Raw genomic sequence first — 18744 nt, 5'->3', positions numbered from 1 at the left:
ATACGCCGCATTCCAAGGCGTCCAACGAGTTGAGAGTTAAAGAAAGATGATAGAGCTTGAAATGCAGCACCAACTGCAAAGGCAATAGGGAACCAAAGTCCTAGATTATAGATCCCTTCATACGTTTGTTGTGATGTATTAACGGCAGTAAAGATACAGCCTAAAATAATCGAAGTTGCTAGTGTATAGCAAAGTGTTGTGCGATTGGTTATTACAATCCATAAATTATGTTTGACTGAAGAAAAGGAAAGAGAGCGTTGCGCATAAAGAGTTTCCGGCAAGCGGAATTGAATCCAAATCATCAACCCGAAACCAATCATTGCCATGAATATGAAAATAAATTGCCAGTTTCCAAACAGTAAAATGATCTGTCCTGTTGCTGGTCCAATCATTGGTGCAATAAGGAAAACCATCATCACGATAGACATCACTTCTGCCATTTTCCGACCACTATAGAGATCACGTACAATGGAAACTGTGAGCACGCGCATAGCAGCTCCTCCCATACCTTGTAAGGCACGCAAAATAAGCAAGAGAGAAAAATTTGATACAAAGGCAGAACCAATCGCTGCAAATGAATACAAAGCAAGACCAATAAGAATAATCTTACGGCGCCCATAACGATCACTTATGGGACCAAAAAATATCTGTGTGACGCCATAGCTGATAAGATAACTAGAAATGATATAATGCTGATCGTTTTCATTGATAACATTTAAACTGTTTAAAATGTTGGGCATAGCTGGCAACATAATATCAACAGCTATAGAATTGATGGCCATGAGTGAAGCAATGAGAATAACAAATTCTTTATAGCCAATTTTTTCTCTAATCGCATCACTATGCTTTTGTTCGTCGACTGAATATGACATATGCACCCTTTTAATAAAAGTTTCGACTGAACACGATTCTATAAGAAGCAAATAAAATGAGAGACATCTATGATTTATTGCAAGGAATGTCTTTTTCCTTTAGCAGTTCTTGCAATTCGTTATTTTGAAACATTTCTTTAACAATATCACAGCCGCCAACAAATTCACCTTTGATATAGAGTTGCGGAATTGTTGGCCAATTTGAGTAGTCTTTTATCCCTTGACGCAATTCGTTAGAAGTTAAAATATTAATTCCTTTATAATTTAACCCTAAATAATCAAGGATTTGAACGACCTGCCCAGAAAATCCACATTGTGGAGCGTCAGGCGTTCCTTTCATGAATAAAATGACATCATTTGTTTTAATTTCGTTGTCAATAAAATCATGAATAGTAGTCATCTCTATTCCTCAATAGTATAAATTCTTGGAAGTGTGCATTCACGCTCATATTATTTCTAATAGTATTGAGTGAATGAATGCAAGAAGAAATTTTTAAATTATTTGGGAATACTCGTTTGCAGTGCTAAAGCGTGCAAGTCATTTCCCATATTGCCTTTAAGAGCATCATAAACCATTTTATGTTGTTGAACACGGGTTTTACCACGAAAACTTTCAGAAATAACTTCTGCAGCATAATGTTCTCCATCTCCAGCAAGATCACGAATTGTTACAGTAGCATCAGGAATGCCTTCACGAATAAGCGTTTCAATTGCATGGGCACTCATTGCCATCATTATTCTCCTATGTATTCATTTCTTATAAAGGCTGTTGCTTAAGAGAAAAAACAATTTTTATTCTTCACCCATAAATTGTGGAAACCAGTTTTCATAGGCTTTTGTGAGTTTGTCTACTGAAAGTGTTAATATCCCATCTATATTGAGAGAAGTCCCCTCAACTTGACCTAGCTCTGTTAAAGTAACTGTATTGATTTGTGCACGCTCTTTAAGACTATTGAGAGAGTGAGGTTTGACGGCTAAAAGATAACGTCCTTGGTCTTCTCCAAAAAGTTCTGCATGATGGGGTGATTTATTGCTTAACGTTACTTTGATTCCTTTACCTGCTTTAATCACCATTTCGGCAAGTGCTATCGCCAATCCCCCGTCAGAAAGGTCATGGGCAGCGTGAATAAAACCGCTATTAATGGCATCTCGAACAAATTGACCATGTTTTTTTTCAAGTTGTAAATCTACAGGGGGGGGGGCACCTGCATCAATATTTAAAATGTTACGTGCATAGATTGATTGTCCTAAATGAGAGCCGCAATTTCCTACTAAAACAAGAATATCTCCATTTTGCATACCACTTATTGTTACCATTTTAGACCAATCATTAAGAAGGCCTACACCAGCAATTGTAGGGGTTGGAAGAATGGCTTCCCCATTTGTTTCGTTGTAAAGAGAAACATTGCCTGAAACGATAGGAAAATCGAGGATTCTACAAGCTTCTCCTATACCTTTAATAGCCAAAACCAGCTGTCCCATAATTTCAGGTTTTTCAGGGTTACCAAAATTGAGATTATCTGTAGCAGCCAGTGGTGTTGCACCTGTTGTACTAATATTTCGCCAGCATTCTGCGACAGCTTGTTTTCCTCCTTCATAAGGGTCTGCTTCACAATAACGAGGTGTTACATCAGAAGAAAAAGCAAGAGCACGTTTGCTGTTGTTTCCTACACGGATAACGCCTGCATCACCTCCTGGACAAACAAGGCTATTTCCTTGGATAAGGGTATCATATTGTTCATAAACCCATCGCCGTGAACTTTGATCAGCAGAATTCAATAAGGATAGAAGGGCATCACCAAGATTTTCAACCTTTTTGACGTCTTCTGCTTTCAAGGGTGTTTTTTTTGCCGGCTCACTCCAAGGACGATCATAAACAGGTGCTTCATCACCAAGCTCTTTGATGGGAAGATTGACAACTTCTTCCCCTTGATGAAATACACGAAAACGTAAATCATCGGTTGTTTTCCCAATGATAGAAAAATGTAGCCCCCACTTATGAAAAATTGCTTCTGCTTGCTTTTCTAGTTCTGGTTTAAGGACCATGAGCATACGCTCTTGACTTTCAGACAGCATCATTTCATAGGCTGTCATATTTTCTTCTCGAACAGGAACTGTATCGAGATTAAGCTGTATCCCTAAATTTCCTTTTGCACCCATTTCAACGGCAGAAGAGGTGAGTCCTGCTGCTCCCATATCTTGAATAGCAACAACGGCTCCAAGTTCCATGAGCTCTAAACATGCTTCAAGGAGACATTTTTCTGTAAAAGGATCACCTACTTGAACAGTTGGGCGTTTTTCACTGATTGAATCATCAAATTCAGCAGAAGCCATTGTTGCTCCACCGACACCATCACGTCCTGTTTTTGCACCAAGATAAACAACAGGGAGTCCAATACCTTGCGCTTTAGAATAAAAAAGGGCGTCTGTCTTTGCAATACCGGCGACAAAAGCGTTAACAAGGATATTGCCATTATAACGCTTATCAAAATTTACTTCTCCACCAACAGTTGGAACGCCAAAAGCATTGCTGTAACCACCAATTCCAGAAACAACACCAGAAACAAGATGGCGTGTTCTTGGGTGATCAGGAGCACCAAATCGCAATGCATTCATAGCAGCAACAGGACGGGCTCCCATTGTAAAGACATCACGTAAAATACCACCAACACCTGTTGCTGCACCTTGATAAGGTTCAATATAAGAAGGGTGGTTATGGCTTTCCATTTTGAAAACAACACATTGCCCTTCGCCAATATCGACAACACCAGCATTTTCACCAGGTCCTTGGATAACACATTTTCCTTCTGTCGGAAGAGTCTTTAGCCATTTTTTAGATGATTTATAGGAACAATGTTCGTTCCACATTGCAGAAAAAATTCCTAGTTCAGTAAATGTTGGTTCTCTACCGATTAACGTCAGGATACGTTCATATTCATCCTCTTTTAGCCCGTGTTGTGCAATGAGCTCTGGTGTAATAGTGATGTTATTGCAAGGCTTCATGAGTATTTATCCGTCCAATTAATCGAAATTTAGCATTTTTATTTTTTTAATCTAGCAGCTTATATTATAAGCAATACTGTTGTTTAATAATAAAAATATTTATAGACAGTAAGCTGAAGATTTTGTTCGTTTGTTTGGTGGGATTTAAGACTAAAAATGGTCTTAAATAATTATGTGTTTAAAAAATAATATCCATTGTTGTTTGTGAAAAGCTTTGTTCATAGATTTACGATGCGAGAAATGGTATAGATCCTTGTTTTTTAAAAATTATGGAGCGCGAGTATTTTTTCAGCATCATCCATTTACTAACTCTAAAGCACTTTGAAAAAGTAAACGACCGTCAATACCTCCGTGGGCGGGTTCAATAAAGTTTTCAGGATGAGGCATCATACCAAGAATATTACCAGCTTTATTAACAATACCAGCAATATCTTTCATTGAGCCGTTCGGGTTTGTGTTTTCTGCATAGCGAAAAACAATTTGTTCATTATCTTCCATTTGCCTTAGTGTTTCACTATCAACAAAATAATTTCCATCATGATGGGCAACAGGACAACGAATAATTTGTCCTTTAGAATAATATCGAGAAAATTTTGTTTTGGCGTTGACGACTTCAAGTTTGATTTCACGACAAACAAATTTTAAAGAAGCGTTACGCATTAAAGTCCCAGGTAATAATCCTGCTTCCAACAAAATTTGAAATCCATTACAGATACCTATTATTGTCGTACCTTCTTGTGCTTTTTCACGAATGGCTTTTAAGATGGGAGTTCGCGCTCCAATAGCACCACATCTTAAGTAGTCGCCATAGGAAAAACCACCAGGAATAATAATAATATCTACATCTGGAATTGTTGTTTCTGTTTGCCAAATTTTTAGTGGCTCAACTCCCGTTATATGATGTAATGCTGCAACCATATCTCGATCACGATTTAATCCAGGAAGTTGAATGATGGCAGTTTTCATGAGCGTTTCACTTAAAAAAGTTCGATTGTATAATTTTCAATGACAGTATTTGCGAGTAACTCTTCACACATTTGTTCAAGTTTTTTCTTTGCGGTTTCAGAAGGTAGATCATCAAGAACAATATCAAAAACCTTTCCTTGACGAATGGATTGAATGCCTTCGAAAGCTAAACTTTTTAAAGCACCGGCAATCGCTTCTCCTTGTGGATCAAGAACGCTTTCTCTTAAAGTAACTGTAATGCGTGCTTTCATTTCTTGCTTCCTGCTTTTTAAAAGAACCCCTTCTTTGAAGAGGGGTATTTATATAAGGTGATGTTTTTTACCTTGTTTTTACTTTACGAGAACGGGACCACTTGGTCGTGTTGGTTCGTTTTCATTCATAATACCAAGACGTTTGGCAACTTCTTGATAGGCATTAATAAGCCCACCCATATCACGACGAAAACGATCTTTATCCATTTTTTCTTGTGTTTGCATATCCCATAGTCGTGCAGAATCAGGTGAGATTTCATCAGCAAGAACAATGCGCATTGTTTCATCTTCCCACAGGCGACCAAATTCCATTTTAAAATCAATTAATTGGATGTTAACACCGGCAAAAAGCCCAGAAAGAAAATCATTAATACGAATTGAAAGTTGCATGATATCTTCTATCTCTTGTGGGACAGCCCACCCAAAAGCTGTGATATGTTCTTCCGTTACCATGGGATCATCGAGAGAATCATTTTTATAGTAGAACTCAATGATGGATTGCGGAAGCGGGGTTCCTTCTTCTAAACCTAAACGCTTAGCAAGAGAGCCGGCAGCAACATTGCGAACAACAACTTCCAACGGAATGATTTCCACTGCTTTAATAAGCTGTTCGCGCATGTTTATACGTTTGATAAAATGTGTTGGGATGCCCAAACGTCCAAGATGGCTAAAGATATGTTCCGAAATTCGGTTGTTTAAGACCCCTTTTCCGTCGATAATTTCATGTTTTTTTGCATTAAAGGCAGTTGCATCATCTTTAAAAAATTGAACATAAGTTCCTGGTTCAGGTCCTTCATATAAAATTTTAGCCTTGCCTTCATAGATACGGTGGCGACGATTCATCATGATTCTCTATTTATCTTGAGAGGTTTTTAATAACATTGGTAAATGATACTATCCTAATTGATAGAATTTCTCAATGATATTGCTATGATACTTTTATAATTTTTGTCATTACACGTCTACCCAAAGGTGAAGATACATAAGCGATGAGAAAGAAGATCACCTCTCTTGGATCAAATTTTTGCAAGAAAGTGAGAGAGGACCATAAGCCCTTCAGGCCAAGGTCCGTGTCCGGATTCTGCGTTAATATGGCCAGAATACCCAGCATCAACAAAGAGTGATCCCCAATCATTGGCAATTTTTTCTGCTACTGAAAATTGACAAAACTCATCGTTGCGACTGGCTATGACAATAGAAGGAAAAGGAAGCTTTTGGCGATGATAGGGGCCAAATGTCATTAAATGTTTGGGACGTATTTTCTCATTGGCGACATCTGGAGGAGCAACAAAGAAAGCGCCACAAATTTTTTCTGTATTTTGTACAGTTGCGTGAATAGCACTGGGAACTCCTAATGAATGAGCAATAAGCATAACAGGCCTTTGAGCTTTTGCAATGGCGGTTTTAACTTTGTTAACCCACTCTTCACAAACAGGCTTTGACCAATGGAGTTGTTCAATGCGGCGGGCTGTCGACAATTTTCTTTCCCAGCGTGTTTGCCAATGATCTGGACCAGATCCTTTGTAGCCAGGAACAATAAGAATATCGAGTTGATTTGCTTTCATGAATTGTTTTCTTTGTTACAACAGATTTTTGATCATAGGTGGAATAGATTTGAGGTTTCTATGTCGCTTTACTGTTCTTCAAAAACACGTTTAAAAATCGTATTGATATGTTTGGTGTGGTAAGAAAGATCAAATTTTTCGCGAAGTTCTTCTTCACTTAAAGCTTTGATAACATCTTTGTCGTTGAGGAGTTCTTCTAAAAAATCTTTTCCTTGTTCCCAAACTTTCATCGCATTTCGTTGTACAATCCGATAAGAATCTTCACGACTGATTCCTGCTTGGGTGAGTGCTAAAAGCACCCGTTGTGAGTGAACAAGGCCACGGAATTTATTGAGATTTTTTTGCATATTTTCTGGATAGACAATGAGATTTTCAATGACAGATGTGAGGCGAGAAAGAGCAAAATCAAGTGTAATAGTCGCATCTGGAGCAATATAACGCTCAACAGATGAATGCGAAATATCACGTTCATGCCAAAGTGCAACATTTTCCATGGCTGGGAGTGCAAATGCACGTACCATGCGGGCTAATCCAGTTAAATTTTCTGTTAAAACTGGATTACGTTTATGAGGCATCGCCGATGAGCCTTTTTGCCCAGGTGAGAAATGTTCCTCTGCTTCCAGAACTTCTGTTCGTTGTAAATGGCGTATTTCTATCGCTAACCTTTCAATAGAGGAAGCAATAACACCAAGTGTTGCAAAAAACATAGCATGACGATCTCTTGGTATTACTTGGGTGGAAACCGGTTCAGCACGCATCCTCAAGGCTTTTGCTACATGTTCTTCAACGCGGGGATCGATATTTGCAAAAGTTCCTACAGCTCCTGAAATTGCGCAAGTAGAAATTTCTTCTCGTGCTGCAAGAAGACGTTTGCGACAACGGGAAAATTCAGCGTATGCAAGAGCAAATTTTACTCCAAATGTTGTCGGTTCAGCATGAATGCCATGACTCCGCCCAATGGTGATTGTCTCTTTATGCTCAAAAGCACGTCTTTTTAATGCTTCAAGAAGTTGATCTATATCCTCTAGCAAAATATCACTAGCACGCATCAATTGAATATTCAGTGTTGTATCGAGAACATCAGATGATGTCATGCCTTGGTGGATAAAACGTGCCTCTGGTCCAATGAATTCAGCTAGGTGGGTCAGAAATGCGATAACATCATGTTTGGTAATTGCTTCAATTTCATCAATGCGATTGATATCAAATTTAGCTGCTGCCCCTTTTTCCCAAATGACCTTGGCGGCTTCTTTCGGAATAATCCCTAAGTGAGCAAGGGCATCACAGGCATGGGCTTCAATTTCGAACCAAATACGATATTTTGTTTCAGGAGACCAAATTGTTACCATTGCAGGGCGGGAATAACGTGCGATCATTATTTTTTTCCTTGTTGTGAGAGGATTGCGGCTTGGCGCAATGCACTCATGCGTGTTTTGTAAAGCTCTTTATTTCCATCTTTATAAATTGCAGAGCCTGCGACAAATACATTTGCTCCAGCTTTTGCAGCTATCCCAATTGTATCAACGGTGATACCACCATCAACTTCAAGATCAATAGGGCGGTTTGCAATCATGCTTTTAACGCGCTTAATTTTATCTTTTATTTCTGGAATAAAACTTTGTCCACCAAAACCGGGATTGACCGTCATGATGAGAATGAGATCTAATTGATCAAGCAAATATTCAAGTACATGTTCAGGGGTGCTTGGATTGAGTGCAATTCCTGCTTTTTTTCCTATTTTTTTGATTGTTTGTAATGAACGATGAAGATGTGGACTTGCTTCAGCATGAATGGTTATAATATCTGAACCCGCTTTTGCAAAAGCTTCCAAATAAGGGTCTACTGGTGCGATCATCAAGTGGACATCAAATATTGCTTTGGTTAATGGGCGTAGAGCCTTGACGATTTCAGGACCAAAGGTGATATTAGGAACAAAGTGTCCATCCATGATATCAAGATGAAGCCAATCTGCACCAGCATCAACAACATCTAACATTTCTTGTCCAAGTTTAGAAAAATCAGCAGCCAAGAGTGAAGGCGAAATGAGATGAGAATGGGGCATTAAAATCTCCTTGATTGGCTGTTTTTATCATATCGCAGTGTATACACAAATATCTTTTGTGTTATGACGGAAAAGAAAAAATATGTATTATAGATCTTTTTATGGAAAGATCGCTTGAAATTTTAAAGCTTTATAAGTGAAAGATATGTCGAATCATAAAACATATTTGATGCCTGAACTTCAACATAAACATACTATCGCGGTTTCTTCCCAAGAATATCGAGATGCCATGAGTCTTTTTGCAGGAGCTGTGCATATTGTGACAACAAATGGTATTAAGGGAAGACGCGGGGTGACTGTTTCGGCGTGTTGTTCTTTATCTGATGATCCTCCGACCCTTCTTGTTTGTCTCATGCGCCATAATTTAAAGAATCAGGTGTTTATGGAGAATGGAAATTTTTGTGTTAATAGCTTGGCAGGAAAGCATCGTTCATTAGCGGATGTTTTTTCGAGGCGTTGCAATTCTACACAAAATGAGCGTTTTGATGTTGCTCAATGGGGAGCTTTGCAAACGGGAGCGCCTAGTCTTTCAGACGCTCTAGCATCGTTTGATTGTCGTTTGATTTGTTGGCATGAGCACGCAACCCATTGTGTTTTGATTGGTGAGGTTGTTGCAATCAACTGTAATAAAGAAAAAGATGCTTTGATGTATTTGAAACGTGAATATCACACTTTGCCTTTATAAAGATTTTATTTTTTTGCATTGCTGAAATGATTTATTATTGCCTCATTTAGATTTTAAACAATGAGAAAGCAGGGGAGAGATCACTCTGATATCTGAATATTAGATTTCCTTCTTTTTGAAGTTTCTCAGTAAGCAAGAAAAATGTTCTGGATGAGATTTGATCAAGAATCCAACCTAAATAGAAAAGCGATTAAATCTAAACAGTGTATTTAGACATATTTGTAGATTGTTATGAAAAACATTTTACTCTTGTGTTGATGGGTATTGCACAATATATAGACCGCACATAGCATATGTGGAGGTTTTTTATTGCATGAGCGAAGAGATTGATGGTCAATATCGCCCCAGTGAAGATGAGCCTTTTATGAATGAGCGGCAAAAGGCGTATTTTCGTGCTAAATTGGTTTCTTGGAAGAATGATATATTAAAAGAAGCTCGTGAGACTTTGGAAAATTTGCAGGAAGAGAATGTTGGTCAACCCGATTTGACTGATAGGGCTTCTTGTGAAACTGATCGTACAATCGAATTACGTGCGCGTGATCGTCAGAGGAAACTTATTTCAAAAATAGATGCTGCTTTAGAGCGCATTGATAATGGGACATATGGCTTTTGTGAAGAAACCGGCGAACCCATTAGTATAAAGCGTCTTGAGGCTCGACCGATAGCCGTTTTATCATTGGAAGCGCAAGAACGTCACGAACGACGTGAAAGAGTTTATCGCGATGATTAAGGTCATTGAAATGATAAACAAACGAAACTCGTGGTGATAAAATTGTATATTTTTATTTTTGAGGGGTAGGAATGAATAAAGATGGTTCTTGCCTCCCCTCAATTTCGGCGGTGATTGCTGAATCTTTTACTGCTTGATTCGTAAAAGGAGAGGGATTTTTATCCGTTATATCGTTTCTTTCTGTAGGGGCGGAATTTGGATGTGTGTGTGTTTCTCTCTTTTGTATTTTGGATGTACTGGTAATATCGGATTCTACAACCACATCTGTTAATCCGCCAATAAGGAGCAAATGTTCTTTATTATCGCAACGGACTAAAATAAGGCGGCGTGCTCGATCTATAGAAATTACTTCACATAATGCTAATCGTGATAGACTTTTTTTTCTATTATTGCTGAATCTTCCCGTACTTAAACGACGTAAAAACAAGATAATTATGGTAATAGCCACGATTGTTATTATAAAAAACAAAAAGCTTATCGTTATCTTCGCAGCAGATACACCTATTTGCTCTGATAACCAGATATACATAGATTTTCTCCCATTTTTGTGTGAAAATATCGTTTTTATTGAGATAAATTTATAAACACACCCTTAAAAGGTTCACTTAAATACAAGAAATAAAATTTTTAACATTAAGTGAGCTTTCTTTGAAAGATAATATCATAGTATATACTTTATAACAATGAATATAAAGGAAGTTTTGTGATATAAGAAACAGCTAAATCTAAGGCAATGAGAGATGGATAAAGGTTTTGATAATAATAAAAGATCAGCGTCTTCTGTTCATCGAAGAGTTGTGATTTTTGGTATTGTTTTTATATTATTTTTTCTTTTCATTGTGGGTATTTTAGGTTTTTTTTATCCACAAAGCTATTTGCAAAAGGCTATATTGATATCTTTTTTGATTCTAGCAATTATCGGCGTTGCAACACTCGTTTTGTGTGGAATGGGAATTTTAAGATACCATGTGTGGTCGCATGAAGATTTTGATTTTAGCATCTTTAATCGGAGCGATGATGCAATTGTAATCTCTGACCTTTCTGGTTTTGTTTATTATTCTAATCAAAACTATCGAAAAATTGTGACTTATAAGCCTGAAGTGTCTTGTTATATGGTTATTGCTGATCTTCCAGGAGCTGGTGCACTTTCGTATCGCTTAAAGGTTGCAGCCTGTAATAATCTTGCGGCGCAAGAGGAATTAAGAGTAGAACAACCAATATTTACCGATTCTACACCAAAAAAATCTGTTTGGTATAATATTTCCATTCAACCTATCACAAAACAGAAAAAAAAGCTTTTATTTTGGCGTATTGCTGATATTTCGCATTTACAACAAACACGAGAAGTTTTTTTCTCGAACCTTCAAGAAGCTATCAATCACTTGGATCAAGCTCCTATTGGTTTTGTATCAGTTAATACACAAGGAACTATTCTTTATGCGAATGCGATTTTTGCCGAATGGTTTTCAATTGATTTAGCGAATTTCTCAGTTGGTCAATATAATTTTGATTCGTTATTTGATAGCGTTGGCGCTAAGAGCTCATGGAGTGATATCTGTTTGCAAACCAACAGATATCAAAGTTCAGGTTACTCTTTACCTTATAAGTTTTCGTTATGTTTAAATTCGCAAGCGACTTGTGAGAAAATATTCCATTGTCTTATCTCTGTTTCTTCTCTCTTAGAAGAGGAAGCCGTTTATCGTATTGTGATCATTCCACAACAAATACAAAAAGAAGAGGACGACCAATTAAAATTACCCACTATATTAGGAGAATATTTTGATGCGAGTCCTTTTGCAATAGCCGTGGTAGATCATGAAGGGCAATTGGTTCATATGAATAAAGCTTTTTCATCACTCACGGGATGTATGGACAAAGCTGTCAATTTTTATGACGTTATTTCTCGTCGTGATTGTGTGCAGTTAGAGCGTTCTTTTCAGAGAATTGCGACAAATAAAAATTATTTTGTTTCTCTAGAAACTGTTTTAGAAAAAAATGAAGAATGCCATTTACGGCTCCATATTATGTCTGTACCACCCCATCATGGTGATGCATTGCAAGATTTGCTTATTATCTCTGTAATTGAAACAACCGAACAAAAAACGCTTGAAGATAAAATGATGCAAAGTCAGAAGATGCAAGCTGTCGGACAATTGGCTGGCGGCATTGCTCATGATTTTAATAATGTTTTAACAGCAATTTTAATGTCGTGTGATCTTCTTTTAAATACGCATCGTAGTTCTGATCCTGCTCATGCTGATCTGATCAATATTAAAAATAATGCTAATCGTGCAGCTGCTCTTGTACAGCAATTATTAGCTTTTTCTAGAAAGCAAACACTTCGACCTGAAGAAGTTGATTTTACTGAATTTTTATCAGATATTCGCAATCTTATTTTACCACTTTTGGGGAATAATGTTCAGTTAAAAATTATCCATGGAAGAGATTTGTGGAGTGTTGAAGTCGATCAAGCATCTTTTCAGCGTGTTATTATGAATTTGGTTATTAATGCGCGTGATGCCATGTTAGATGGAGGTATTGTTACGATTGCGACAAACAATATTACAAAGCAACAAAGTGCTGAATTTAATCATCTTGGTTTAGAAATTGGTGAGTATGTACAATTGACTATTTCAGATACAGGGGCTGGTATATCTGCTGCTATACAAGAAAAAATGTTTGAGCCATTTTTTACAACAAAAGAAGTTGGAAAAGGAACAGGACTTGGTTTATCAATGGTTTATGGAATTATCAAGCAGAGTGGTGGGTGCATTTATTGTGAAAGTAAAGAAGGTGAAGGAGCAACATTTTATATTTTTCTTCCCCGTTATATCCCCAATATAAAAGGAAAAACTTCTCAAAAGATTGAAAAAGATGAAGAGAAAGATAAAAATATAGACTTAACAGGGTCTGCAACTGTTTTATTGGTTGAAGATGAAGATGCGGTTAGAATGGGGGGGGTAAGAGCTCTTCAAATGAGAGGATATACGGTTTTAGAGGCAGCGAGTGGGGTGGAAGCACTCTCTATTCTTGAGAAACAAAAAGGAGCTATTGATATTATTGTTTCCGATGTGGTGATGCCAGAAATGGATGGACCCACTTTATTGAAGGAAGTACGTAAAAACTATCCTGATATCAAATTTCTTTTCGTTTCTGGATATGCAAAAGATGCATTTGCTAAAAATCTTCCACAAGATGCTGTTTTTGGTTTTTTATCTAAACCTTTTACACTCAAACAGTTAGCTCTAACAGTTAAAGAAACACTTTCATCATGAGGCAAAAATTTATGCAATAGAAAAATTGCGTATTTAAGATTTTTTAGGCGAAATACGAGAGTATTTTGATAAATAGAACTTGTGATAATGTCATAGAACTGAATAAAAAAGAAGAATTTGAAAATTTAATTAAAATTCAAAAAAAACACACATTCTGTGCAAAAATTTATGAAAAGATAGGCTCTATTACGTCAACATTTAATAGAGATTTTCAATTATAGACACTGAGCACGAATTATATGTAAAACATTGAAAAATGCTTATTAATAGATTGCTGATACACTCAAAAAGATAAAAGCTGTTGCTGCGCATCTACCATTTTGCTCTTCCCTTCAATAAATGCTTTTAAGGCTTCGGGGTAGAGTTTATGTTCTGCTTTAAGAACTCTTTGTCCTAAGCTCTCAGCAGTATCATGAGGATAGACTGGAACGGCTGCTTGGGCAAGGATTTTTCCTGCATCCATGTCTTCTGTAACAAGGTGAACAGTGCAACCCGTGATTTTTACGCCTGCTTGTAAAGCTTTTTCATGTGTGTTTAAGCCTTTAAATGAAGGCAAAAGAGAAGGATGAATGTTTAAAATTCGTCCTTCGTAAAGTTTTACAAAACGTGGCGAGATAAGGCGCATATATCCTGCAAAGCAGAGAAAATCTGGTTTATATTGATTTAAAATCGTAAAAATACTTTCTTCATGCTCTTCTTTTGTTTTGTAAATTTTGCGATCAACAATATGAATAGGTAAGTTATGGTTTCGCACCTTTTCAATACCGTCTGCACGCGGATTATCGCAAATAACCGCGATGATTTCAGCAGGATATTCCTTTTGTTGACTAGCTTGAGCAAGGGCGACCATATTGGATCCATTACCAGAAATGAAAACGATGATTTGTTTTTTCATAAATGCAGTACCCCTTTATAAAGTATTCCTTTATTTTGATCTTGGCGTTTTGTTAAAATGCCAAGAGGAGTTACGCTCTCTCCTTTTCTTTCAAGAGCTTGCGTAATTGTTTCAGCTGCATGCTGTGCTACGATAATGATCATGCCAATACCACAATTGAATGTTCTTAACATTTCTGTTTCTTCTATTTTACCTTGTTTGGCAATCCATGAAAATACTGCTGGAACATTGATGGTAGAAAGATGAATTTCAGCGCAGAGAGAAGATGGAACAACACGTGGAATATTTTCAGGAAAGCCTCCACCCGTAATATGAGCAAGAGCTTTAATCCCTTCGTATTTTTTCATGATGGGAAGAAGCGATTTTACATAAATGCGTGTTGGTGTAAGGAGTGCTATACCAAGGCTGTTTTCGGGAGCAAAAGGGGCAGGGTCATTCCATTTGAGATCATGTTGCTGGATGATTCGTCGAACAAGCGAAAAGCCATTGGAATGAATTCCAGAGGCGCTTAGACCTAATATAATATCACCTTCTGTTAAATCTTTTGAAGGGAGTAGCTTGCTGCGTTCGCATGCTCCTACAGCAAAACCGGCTAGATCATAATCTCCCTCTGCATACATTCCTGGCATTTCTGCAGTTTCTCCTCCAATAAGAGCAGCACCGGCTTGTTTACATCCTTCTGCAATACCAGAAACAATTGCAGCACCTTGTTCAGGGTCAAGCTTTCCAGTTGCAAAATAATCCAGAAAAAAGAGAGGTTCAGCCCCTTGTACGAGTAAATCATTGACACACATAGCCACAAGATCAATACCTACAGTGTTATGGTGACCTACTTCAATGGCAATTTTTAATTTTGTTCCCACACCATCATTGGCTGCTACTAGGATAGGATCCGTAAAGCCAGCTGCTTTTAAATCAAAAATTCCACCAAAACCGCCAATTTCTGCGTCTGCTCCGGCTCGTTTTGTCGCGCGTATAAAGGGTTTAATTTTTTCTACCATGGCATTACCCATATCGATGTTTACACCGGCTTTTGCGTAGGTAAGACCAACTTTGGATTTATTATTTGTAAGATCTTGGTTGCTCATTGGAGCCTTCCTTTAATGGAAAATCGGGTTTTGATATTATGCAATGCCATGATAGAGTTCTCTCTGCAAGAGATATTGATAAGAAAATAAGCAACTTTGCTTGTACCTTATTTTGAAGATGTTTATAATTTTTTGTGAAGAATTTTTTAGGATATTTTATGAGCAAGATATCAGATAATCACGGTCAGTCTTCTTGGCAACTTATGAAAAAGAAAGTGAGTGAGAATACATCTCGTGATCGTTATAAGACTTATGTGCCAGCGTATACTCAATTACCGTTGCCGAATAATATGAAAAGGCAAATCTTTTTTTGGCTTGGTACGCTGATTTTTTTCATTTTTTTTATGTTTGTTTTTGGATCGATTTTGCTTCCTTTTGTGGCAGGGATTGTGCTGGCTTATTTTCTCAATCCCATTGTTCAATTACTTGAAAAATTTGGTATTCGACGGGTGTTTGGGACTGTCCTCATTACCTTATTTATTGTTGTTACCTTTGTTGCTGCTTTAGTTATTTTGATTCCTGTTATTAGTTGGCAAATACAGCAATTCATGAGTGATGGTTTACCTGTTTATATTAATCGTATTCAAACCTTTTTTGTTGAGCATGATTTTGATTGGATAAGGCGCTATTTTGGAAGTGATCCAAATGAATTACGGAATAATATTAAAGGATTTTTGGGAGAAGGTTCTGATTTTATTACGTCTCTTTTGAATTCACTTTTAAAGTCAGGAAAATCTATCGTTAATATCGCTAGCTTATTTGTTGTGGCACCTGTGGTGGCATTTTATATGTTATTAGATTGGCCGCGTATGGTAACAGCAATCGATTCGTTAATACCGCGTGATCATCTTGAAACCGTTCGGAGTATTTTTCATGAAATGGATAGAGCTATTGCAGGCTTTGTTCGTGGACAAGGAACAGTTTGTCTTATATTGGGAGGCTATTATGCTATTGGTTTAACGATTGCAGGACTCAATTTTGGTCTTTTAATTGGTATGTTTATTGGTCTTATTAGCTTTGTTCCTTATATCGGCACAATGAGTGGTTTGGTCCTTTCTGTTGGTATTGCATGGGTCCAGTTTTATCCCAATAATTGGGGAGGAATCATCGTTGTGATGGCACTTTTTTTAATTGGTCAATTTATTGAAGGTTATATTCTTCAACCCAAGCTTGTAGGTTCATCAGTGGGATTACATCCCGTATGGCTGATGTTTTCACTTTTTGCTTTTTCTTCACTCTTTGGTTTTACTGGTATGCTTGTTGCTGTTCCTGCGGCAGCGGCTGTTGGCGTTTTAGTTCGTTTTGCTCTTCATACTTATCTTAGTTCTCAGATGTATTCGCGAAGGGGAAATTCGGAGCCGCTAAAATGAATGGGTGTGAAACGCAATTATCTTTAAATTTTCCTTATGATCCGATTTTTCAATTTGAGGATTTAGTGGTAACGGAAAGCAATCGTATGGCTTTTCAGCTTATTGATCACTGGCCCAATTGGAGCTTACCTATTGCAGTTTTGGTTGGCAAAGAAGGATCTGGAAAAACGCACTTTTCTAATATATGGCTCCAAAAAGCAGATGCTTTCAGGATTCAGCACAATGAAATTGATCAGGCTGTTACTGTGGCTTCTTTAGGCAGATCATTTTTGATAGAGGATATTGATGCAGATGAAATCAAAGAGACAGAACTTTTTCATTTAATTAACAGTATTAAGCAAGCAAATCTTGATGCACGACAAGCTACTTTATTGATGACGGCACGGACACTTCCTTCCGCTTGGAATTTAAAGTTAAATGATCTAAAAAGTCGTCTTAATTCGGTGATGTTCGTTGAAATTAATCAGCCTGATGATGCATTATTAACAGCTGTTGCATTTAAGCTTTTTTCCGATAGGCAACTTATTGTACATCCAGACACGGTTTATTATCTTGTAAGTCGTTGTGAACGTTCTTTATTTTCATTGAAGCGTGTTATTGATTCTGTTGATCAGTTGGCATTACAAAGAAAAAGAAAAATAACACGTGCTGTTATTGCTGAAGTTTTGAATAGAAGAAATCCGTAAACACTCCCTATCATGGCTTACTTATTCTGTCTTTCTATTATCGTTTCAATATGTGGCAAGACAAGTCATTTAAATTTTCTTCTTTTTTGATATCCGTTAAGAGTGAAAAATAGTATTTTTTACTTTAGTCATGTGTTTATCTTAAATAGCTTTGAGATTTTATTGTATGATGTTGACTTTTTTCCATCTTTGCATTTGAAATTTTTTCTAAAAAAAGCGCTTTATTTTATTTATAATGGAACTTTCGTGCTTTGAAAAAATGTCTGTTGTTTATGGATTTGGATTGTAGAAGATTCTAGAATTTTTATAAAAGAGTTCTTTGCAAGATAGAAAAAGAGGGGAAAAAGCTTAATACAGCTGATTTTTTGGCTTGTGTTCTCTTTTGGAAAGTTTTTCTATGATATTTAAGTCGTTTTTTTCTAAAATTGTATCTGTAGAATGCGTTTTGATACAGTGAGAGTTTGCTTAAAGCAGGATGAAAATTATGAAATCCTTACAGAGAAATTCGTTATTTTTTAATATAGATTGGATTCTTTACGGAGGTTGTTTTCTATTATTTGTCAATAAATATGTTATTGAGTAGGGAAAAAATTTTTAAAACGTGCTTTTTTGTAAAGAAATGCAACAAAATTAAAAAAAAGTGTGTTTTTCTCTTGCACTTCTGTTGTGAAAATTTTAGGAAATGTGCATCAAGTAAATGTAAATGGCGGAGCGTAGCGCAGCCTGGTAGCGCACCTGATTTGGGATCAGGGGGTCGTAGGTTCGAATCCTATCGCTCCGACCATATTTGATTAAGTGTGTGAGAATGACCCAATTGGGTGCGTGTGGTGGAAAACTATCATTCAAGCGTTGTGTAATCTGAAGGAAAAAGGCATGATCGCACGTATTTATAGTCCTGCTAAGACAGCTATGCAGTCAGGTAAGGGGAATAGAGGTTTTTGGATTCTAGAGTATGAGCCGGTGAAAGCAAAAATGCTTGAACCTCTTATGGGGTACACGGCAACGTCTGATATGAATAATCAGGTGAGGATCAGATTTAATAGGAAGGAAGAAGCGATTGCTTTTGCGCGTAAGAATGCTATCTCTTACCGTGTAGAAAAGAAATGTACGTCGATTCGACGTGCTATTTCTTATTCTGATAATTTTCGCAGTGATCGGCAGCACTCTTGGACACATTGAATTAAAGATGCTATTTTGAATTGAGAAAATAATCAGTTGGGTCCCGTAGCTCAGCTGGATAGAGCAACGGCCTTCTAAGCCGTGGGTCACAGGTTCGAATCCTGTCGGGATCACCAT

Annotated in this window: 19 protein-coding genes and 2 tRNA genes; 8 read left to right on the top strand and 13 right to left on the bottom strand. The window is 37.2% G+C overall.

Annotated features, from left to right (window positions below):
* From ACFIKE_RS00380 to rpe, 10 genes are all read right to left on the bottom strand, one after another.
* Positions 1-872, bottom strand: an 872-nt coding sequence (locus tag ACFIKE_RS00380) for an MFS transporter (RefSeq protein WP_375648126.1), incomplete at its 3' end; no start/stop codon positions are given.
* A gap of 67 nt (positions 873-939) precedes the next feature.
* Positions 940-1272, bottom strand: coding sequence for a Grx4 family monothiol glutaredoxin (grxD, locus tag ACFIKE_RS00375; protein ID WP_375625948.1), 333 nt, complete (start codon positions 1270-1272; stop codon positions 940-942).
* A 98-nt stretch (positions 1273-1370) separates the two neighbouring features.
* Positions 1371-1604, bottom strand: a complete 234-nt coding sequence (locus tag ACFIKE_RS00370; RefSeq protein WP_375625946.1) for a BolA/IbaG family iron-sulfur metabolism protein — start codon at positions 1602-1604, stop codon at positions 1371-1373.
* A gap of 60 nt (positions 1605-1664) precedes the next feature.
* Complete coding sequence (purL, locus tag ACFIKE_RS00365) at positions 1665-3875, bottom strand: phosphoribosylformylglycinamidine synthase subunit PurL (RefSeq protein ID WP_375625944.1); 2211 nt, start codon at positions 3873-3875, stop codon at positions 1665-1667.
* A gap of 294 nt (positions 3876-4169) precedes the next feature.
* The gene (purQ, locus tag ACFIKE_RS00360; protein WP_375625942.1) at positions 4170-4841 is read right to left on the bottom strand and encodes a phosphoribosylformylglycinamidine synthase subunit PurQ; all 672 of its coding nucleotides are present in this window, start codon (positions 4839-4841) and stop codon (positions 4170-4172) included.
* A gap of 11 nt (positions 4842-4852) precedes the next feature.
* Positions 4853-5092: a phosphoribosylformylglycinamidine synthase subunit PurS gene (purS, locus tag ACFIKE_RS00355; protein ID WP_375625940.1), complete on the bottom strand. Its 240-nt coding sequence runs from the start codon at positions 5090-5092 to the stop codon at positions 4853-4855.
* 78 nt (positions 5093-5170) lie between these two features.
* Positions 5171-5935: a phosphoribosylaminoimidazolesuccinocarboxamide synthase gene (gene purC, locus ACFIKE_RS00350; protein WP_375648141.1), complete on the bottom strand. Its 765-nt coding sequence runs from the start codon at positions 5933-5935 to the stop codon at positions 5171-5173.
* A 173-nt stretch (positions 5936-6108) separates the two neighbouring features.
* Positions 6109-6657: an RBBP9/YdeN family alpha/beta hydrolase gene (locus ACFIKE_RS00345; RefSeq protein ID WP_375625938.1), complete on the bottom strand. Its 549-nt coding sequence runs from the start codon at positions 6655-6657 to the stop codon at positions 6109-6111.
* A 68-nt stretch (positions 6658-6725) separates the two neighbouring features.
* Entirely contained in the window at positions 6726-8033 is a 1308-nt protein-coding gene (purB, locus tag ACFIKE_RS00340; protein WP_375648125.1) for an adenylosuccinate lyase, read from the bottom strand.
* Positions 8033-8719 carry a ribulose-phosphate 3-epimerase gene (gene rpe / locus ACFIKE_RS00335; protein WP_375648124.1) on the bottom strand — a complete coding sequence of 229 codons (687 nt, stop codon included), beginning with the start codon at positions 8717-8719 and terminating at the stop codon, positions 8033-8035. The genes purB and rpe overlap by 1 nt, the downstream gene beginning before the upstream one ends.
* 145 nt (positions 8720-8864) lie before the next feature.
* Here rpe and ACFIKE_RS00330 point away from each other — a divergent pair, with 145 nt between their 5' ends.
* Together ACFIKE_RS00330 and dksA are read left to right on the top strand one after the other, a co-directional pair.
* Positions 8865-9404 carry a flavin reductase gene (locus ACFIKE_RS00330; protein WP_375611549.1) on the top strand — a complete coding sequence of 180 codons (540 nt, stop codon included), beginning with the start codon at positions 8865-8867 and terminating at the stop codon, positions 9402-9404.
* A 313-nt stretch (positions 9405-9717) separates the two neighbouring features.
* Positions 9718-10134: an RNA polymerase-binding protein DksA gene (gene dksA / locus ACFIKE_RS00325; RefSeq protein WP_015856486.1), complete on the top strand. Its 417-nt coding sequence runs from the start codon at positions 9718-9720 to the stop codon at positions 10132-10134.
* Between the two features lie 52 nt (positions 10135-10186).
* Here dksA and ACFIKE_RS00320 read toward each other — a convergent pair whose 3' ends face one another.
* Positions 10187-10663: a hypothetical protein gene (locus ACFIKE_RS00320; RefSeq protein WP_375648123.1), complete on the bottom strand. Its 477-nt coding sequence runs from the start codon at positions 10661-10663 to the stop codon at positions 10187-10189.
* Between the two features lie 211 nt (positions 10664-10874).
* Between ACFIKE_RS00320 and ACFIKE_RS00315 the strand changes: the two genes are divergently transcribed.
* A complete protein-coding gene (locus ACFIKE_RS00315) occupies positions 10875-13409 on the top strand; it encodes a response regulator (protein ID WP_375626893.1) in 2535 nt (844 codons plus the stop codon).
* A 283-nt stretch (positions 13410-13692) separates the two neighbouring features.
* Here the strand turns inward: ACFIKE_RS00315 and purN are convergent, their stop codons facing one another.
* Together purN and purM are read right to left on the bottom strand one after the other, a co-directional pair.
* Positions 13693-14304: a phosphoribosylglycinamide formyltransferase gene (purN, locus tag ACFIKE_RS00310; RefSeq protein WP_375648122.1), complete on the bottom strand. Its 612-nt coding sequence runs from the start codon at positions 14302-14304 to the stop codon at positions 13693-13695.
* Entirely contained in the window at positions 14301-15392 is a 1092-nt protein-coding gene (gene purM / locus ACFIKE_RS00305; RefSeq protein WP_375625928.1) for a phosphoribosylformylglycinamidine cyclo-ligase, read from the bottom strand. Before purM ends, purN begins: the two co-directional genes overlap by 4 nt.
* Positions 15393-15550: 158 nt before the next feature.
* On the opposite strand from purM, the gene ACFIKE_RS00300 reads away from it, so the two are divergent.
* The 5 genes from ACFIKE_RS00300 to ACFIKE_RS00280 all read left to right on the top strand — a co-directional run bounded on the left by ACFIKE_RS00300 (position 15551) and on the right by ACFIKE_RS00280 (position 18743).
* Positions 15551-16762 carry an AI-2E family transporter gene (locus ACFIKE_RS00300; protein ID WP_375625926.1) on the top strand — a complete coding sequence of 404 codons (1212 nt, stop codon included), beginning with the start codon at positions 15551-15553 and terminating at the stop codon, positions 16760-16762.
* Positions 16759-17448, top strand: coding sequence for a DnaA regulatory inactivator HdaA (gene hdaA / locus ACFIKE_RS00295; RefSeq protein WP_375626887.1), 690 nt, complete (start codon positions 16759-16761; stop codon positions 17446-17448). The genes ACFIKE_RS00300 and hdaA overlap by 4 nt, the downstream gene beginning before the upstream one ends.
* Positions 17449-18155: 707 nt before the next feature.
* A tRNA-Pro gene (locus tag ACFIKE_RS00290) sits at positions 18156-18232 on the top strand.
* A gap of 89 nt (positions 18233-18321) precedes the next feature.
* Positions 18322-18627, top strand: coding sequence for an ETC complex I subunit (locus ACFIKE_RS00285; RefSeq protein WP_375648121.1), 306 nt, complete (start codon positions 18322-18324; stop codon positions 18625-18627).
* Positions 18628-18666: 39 nt separating this feature from the next.
* Positions 18667-18743: transfer RNA gene (locus tag ACFIKE_RS00280), tRNA-Arg, on the top strand.
* Position 18744 lies beyond the last annotated feature (1 nt).

This window comes from Bartonella sp. MU70NMGDW (assembly GCF_042194085.1).
Classification (GTDB): Bacteria; Pseudomonadota; Alphaproteobacteria; order Rhizobiales; family Rhizobiaceae; genus Bartonella; species Bartonella grahamii.
The sequence above is the reverse complement of the archived record's forward strand: the minus strand, read 5'-3'. Positions and strand labels throughout refer to the sequence as shown.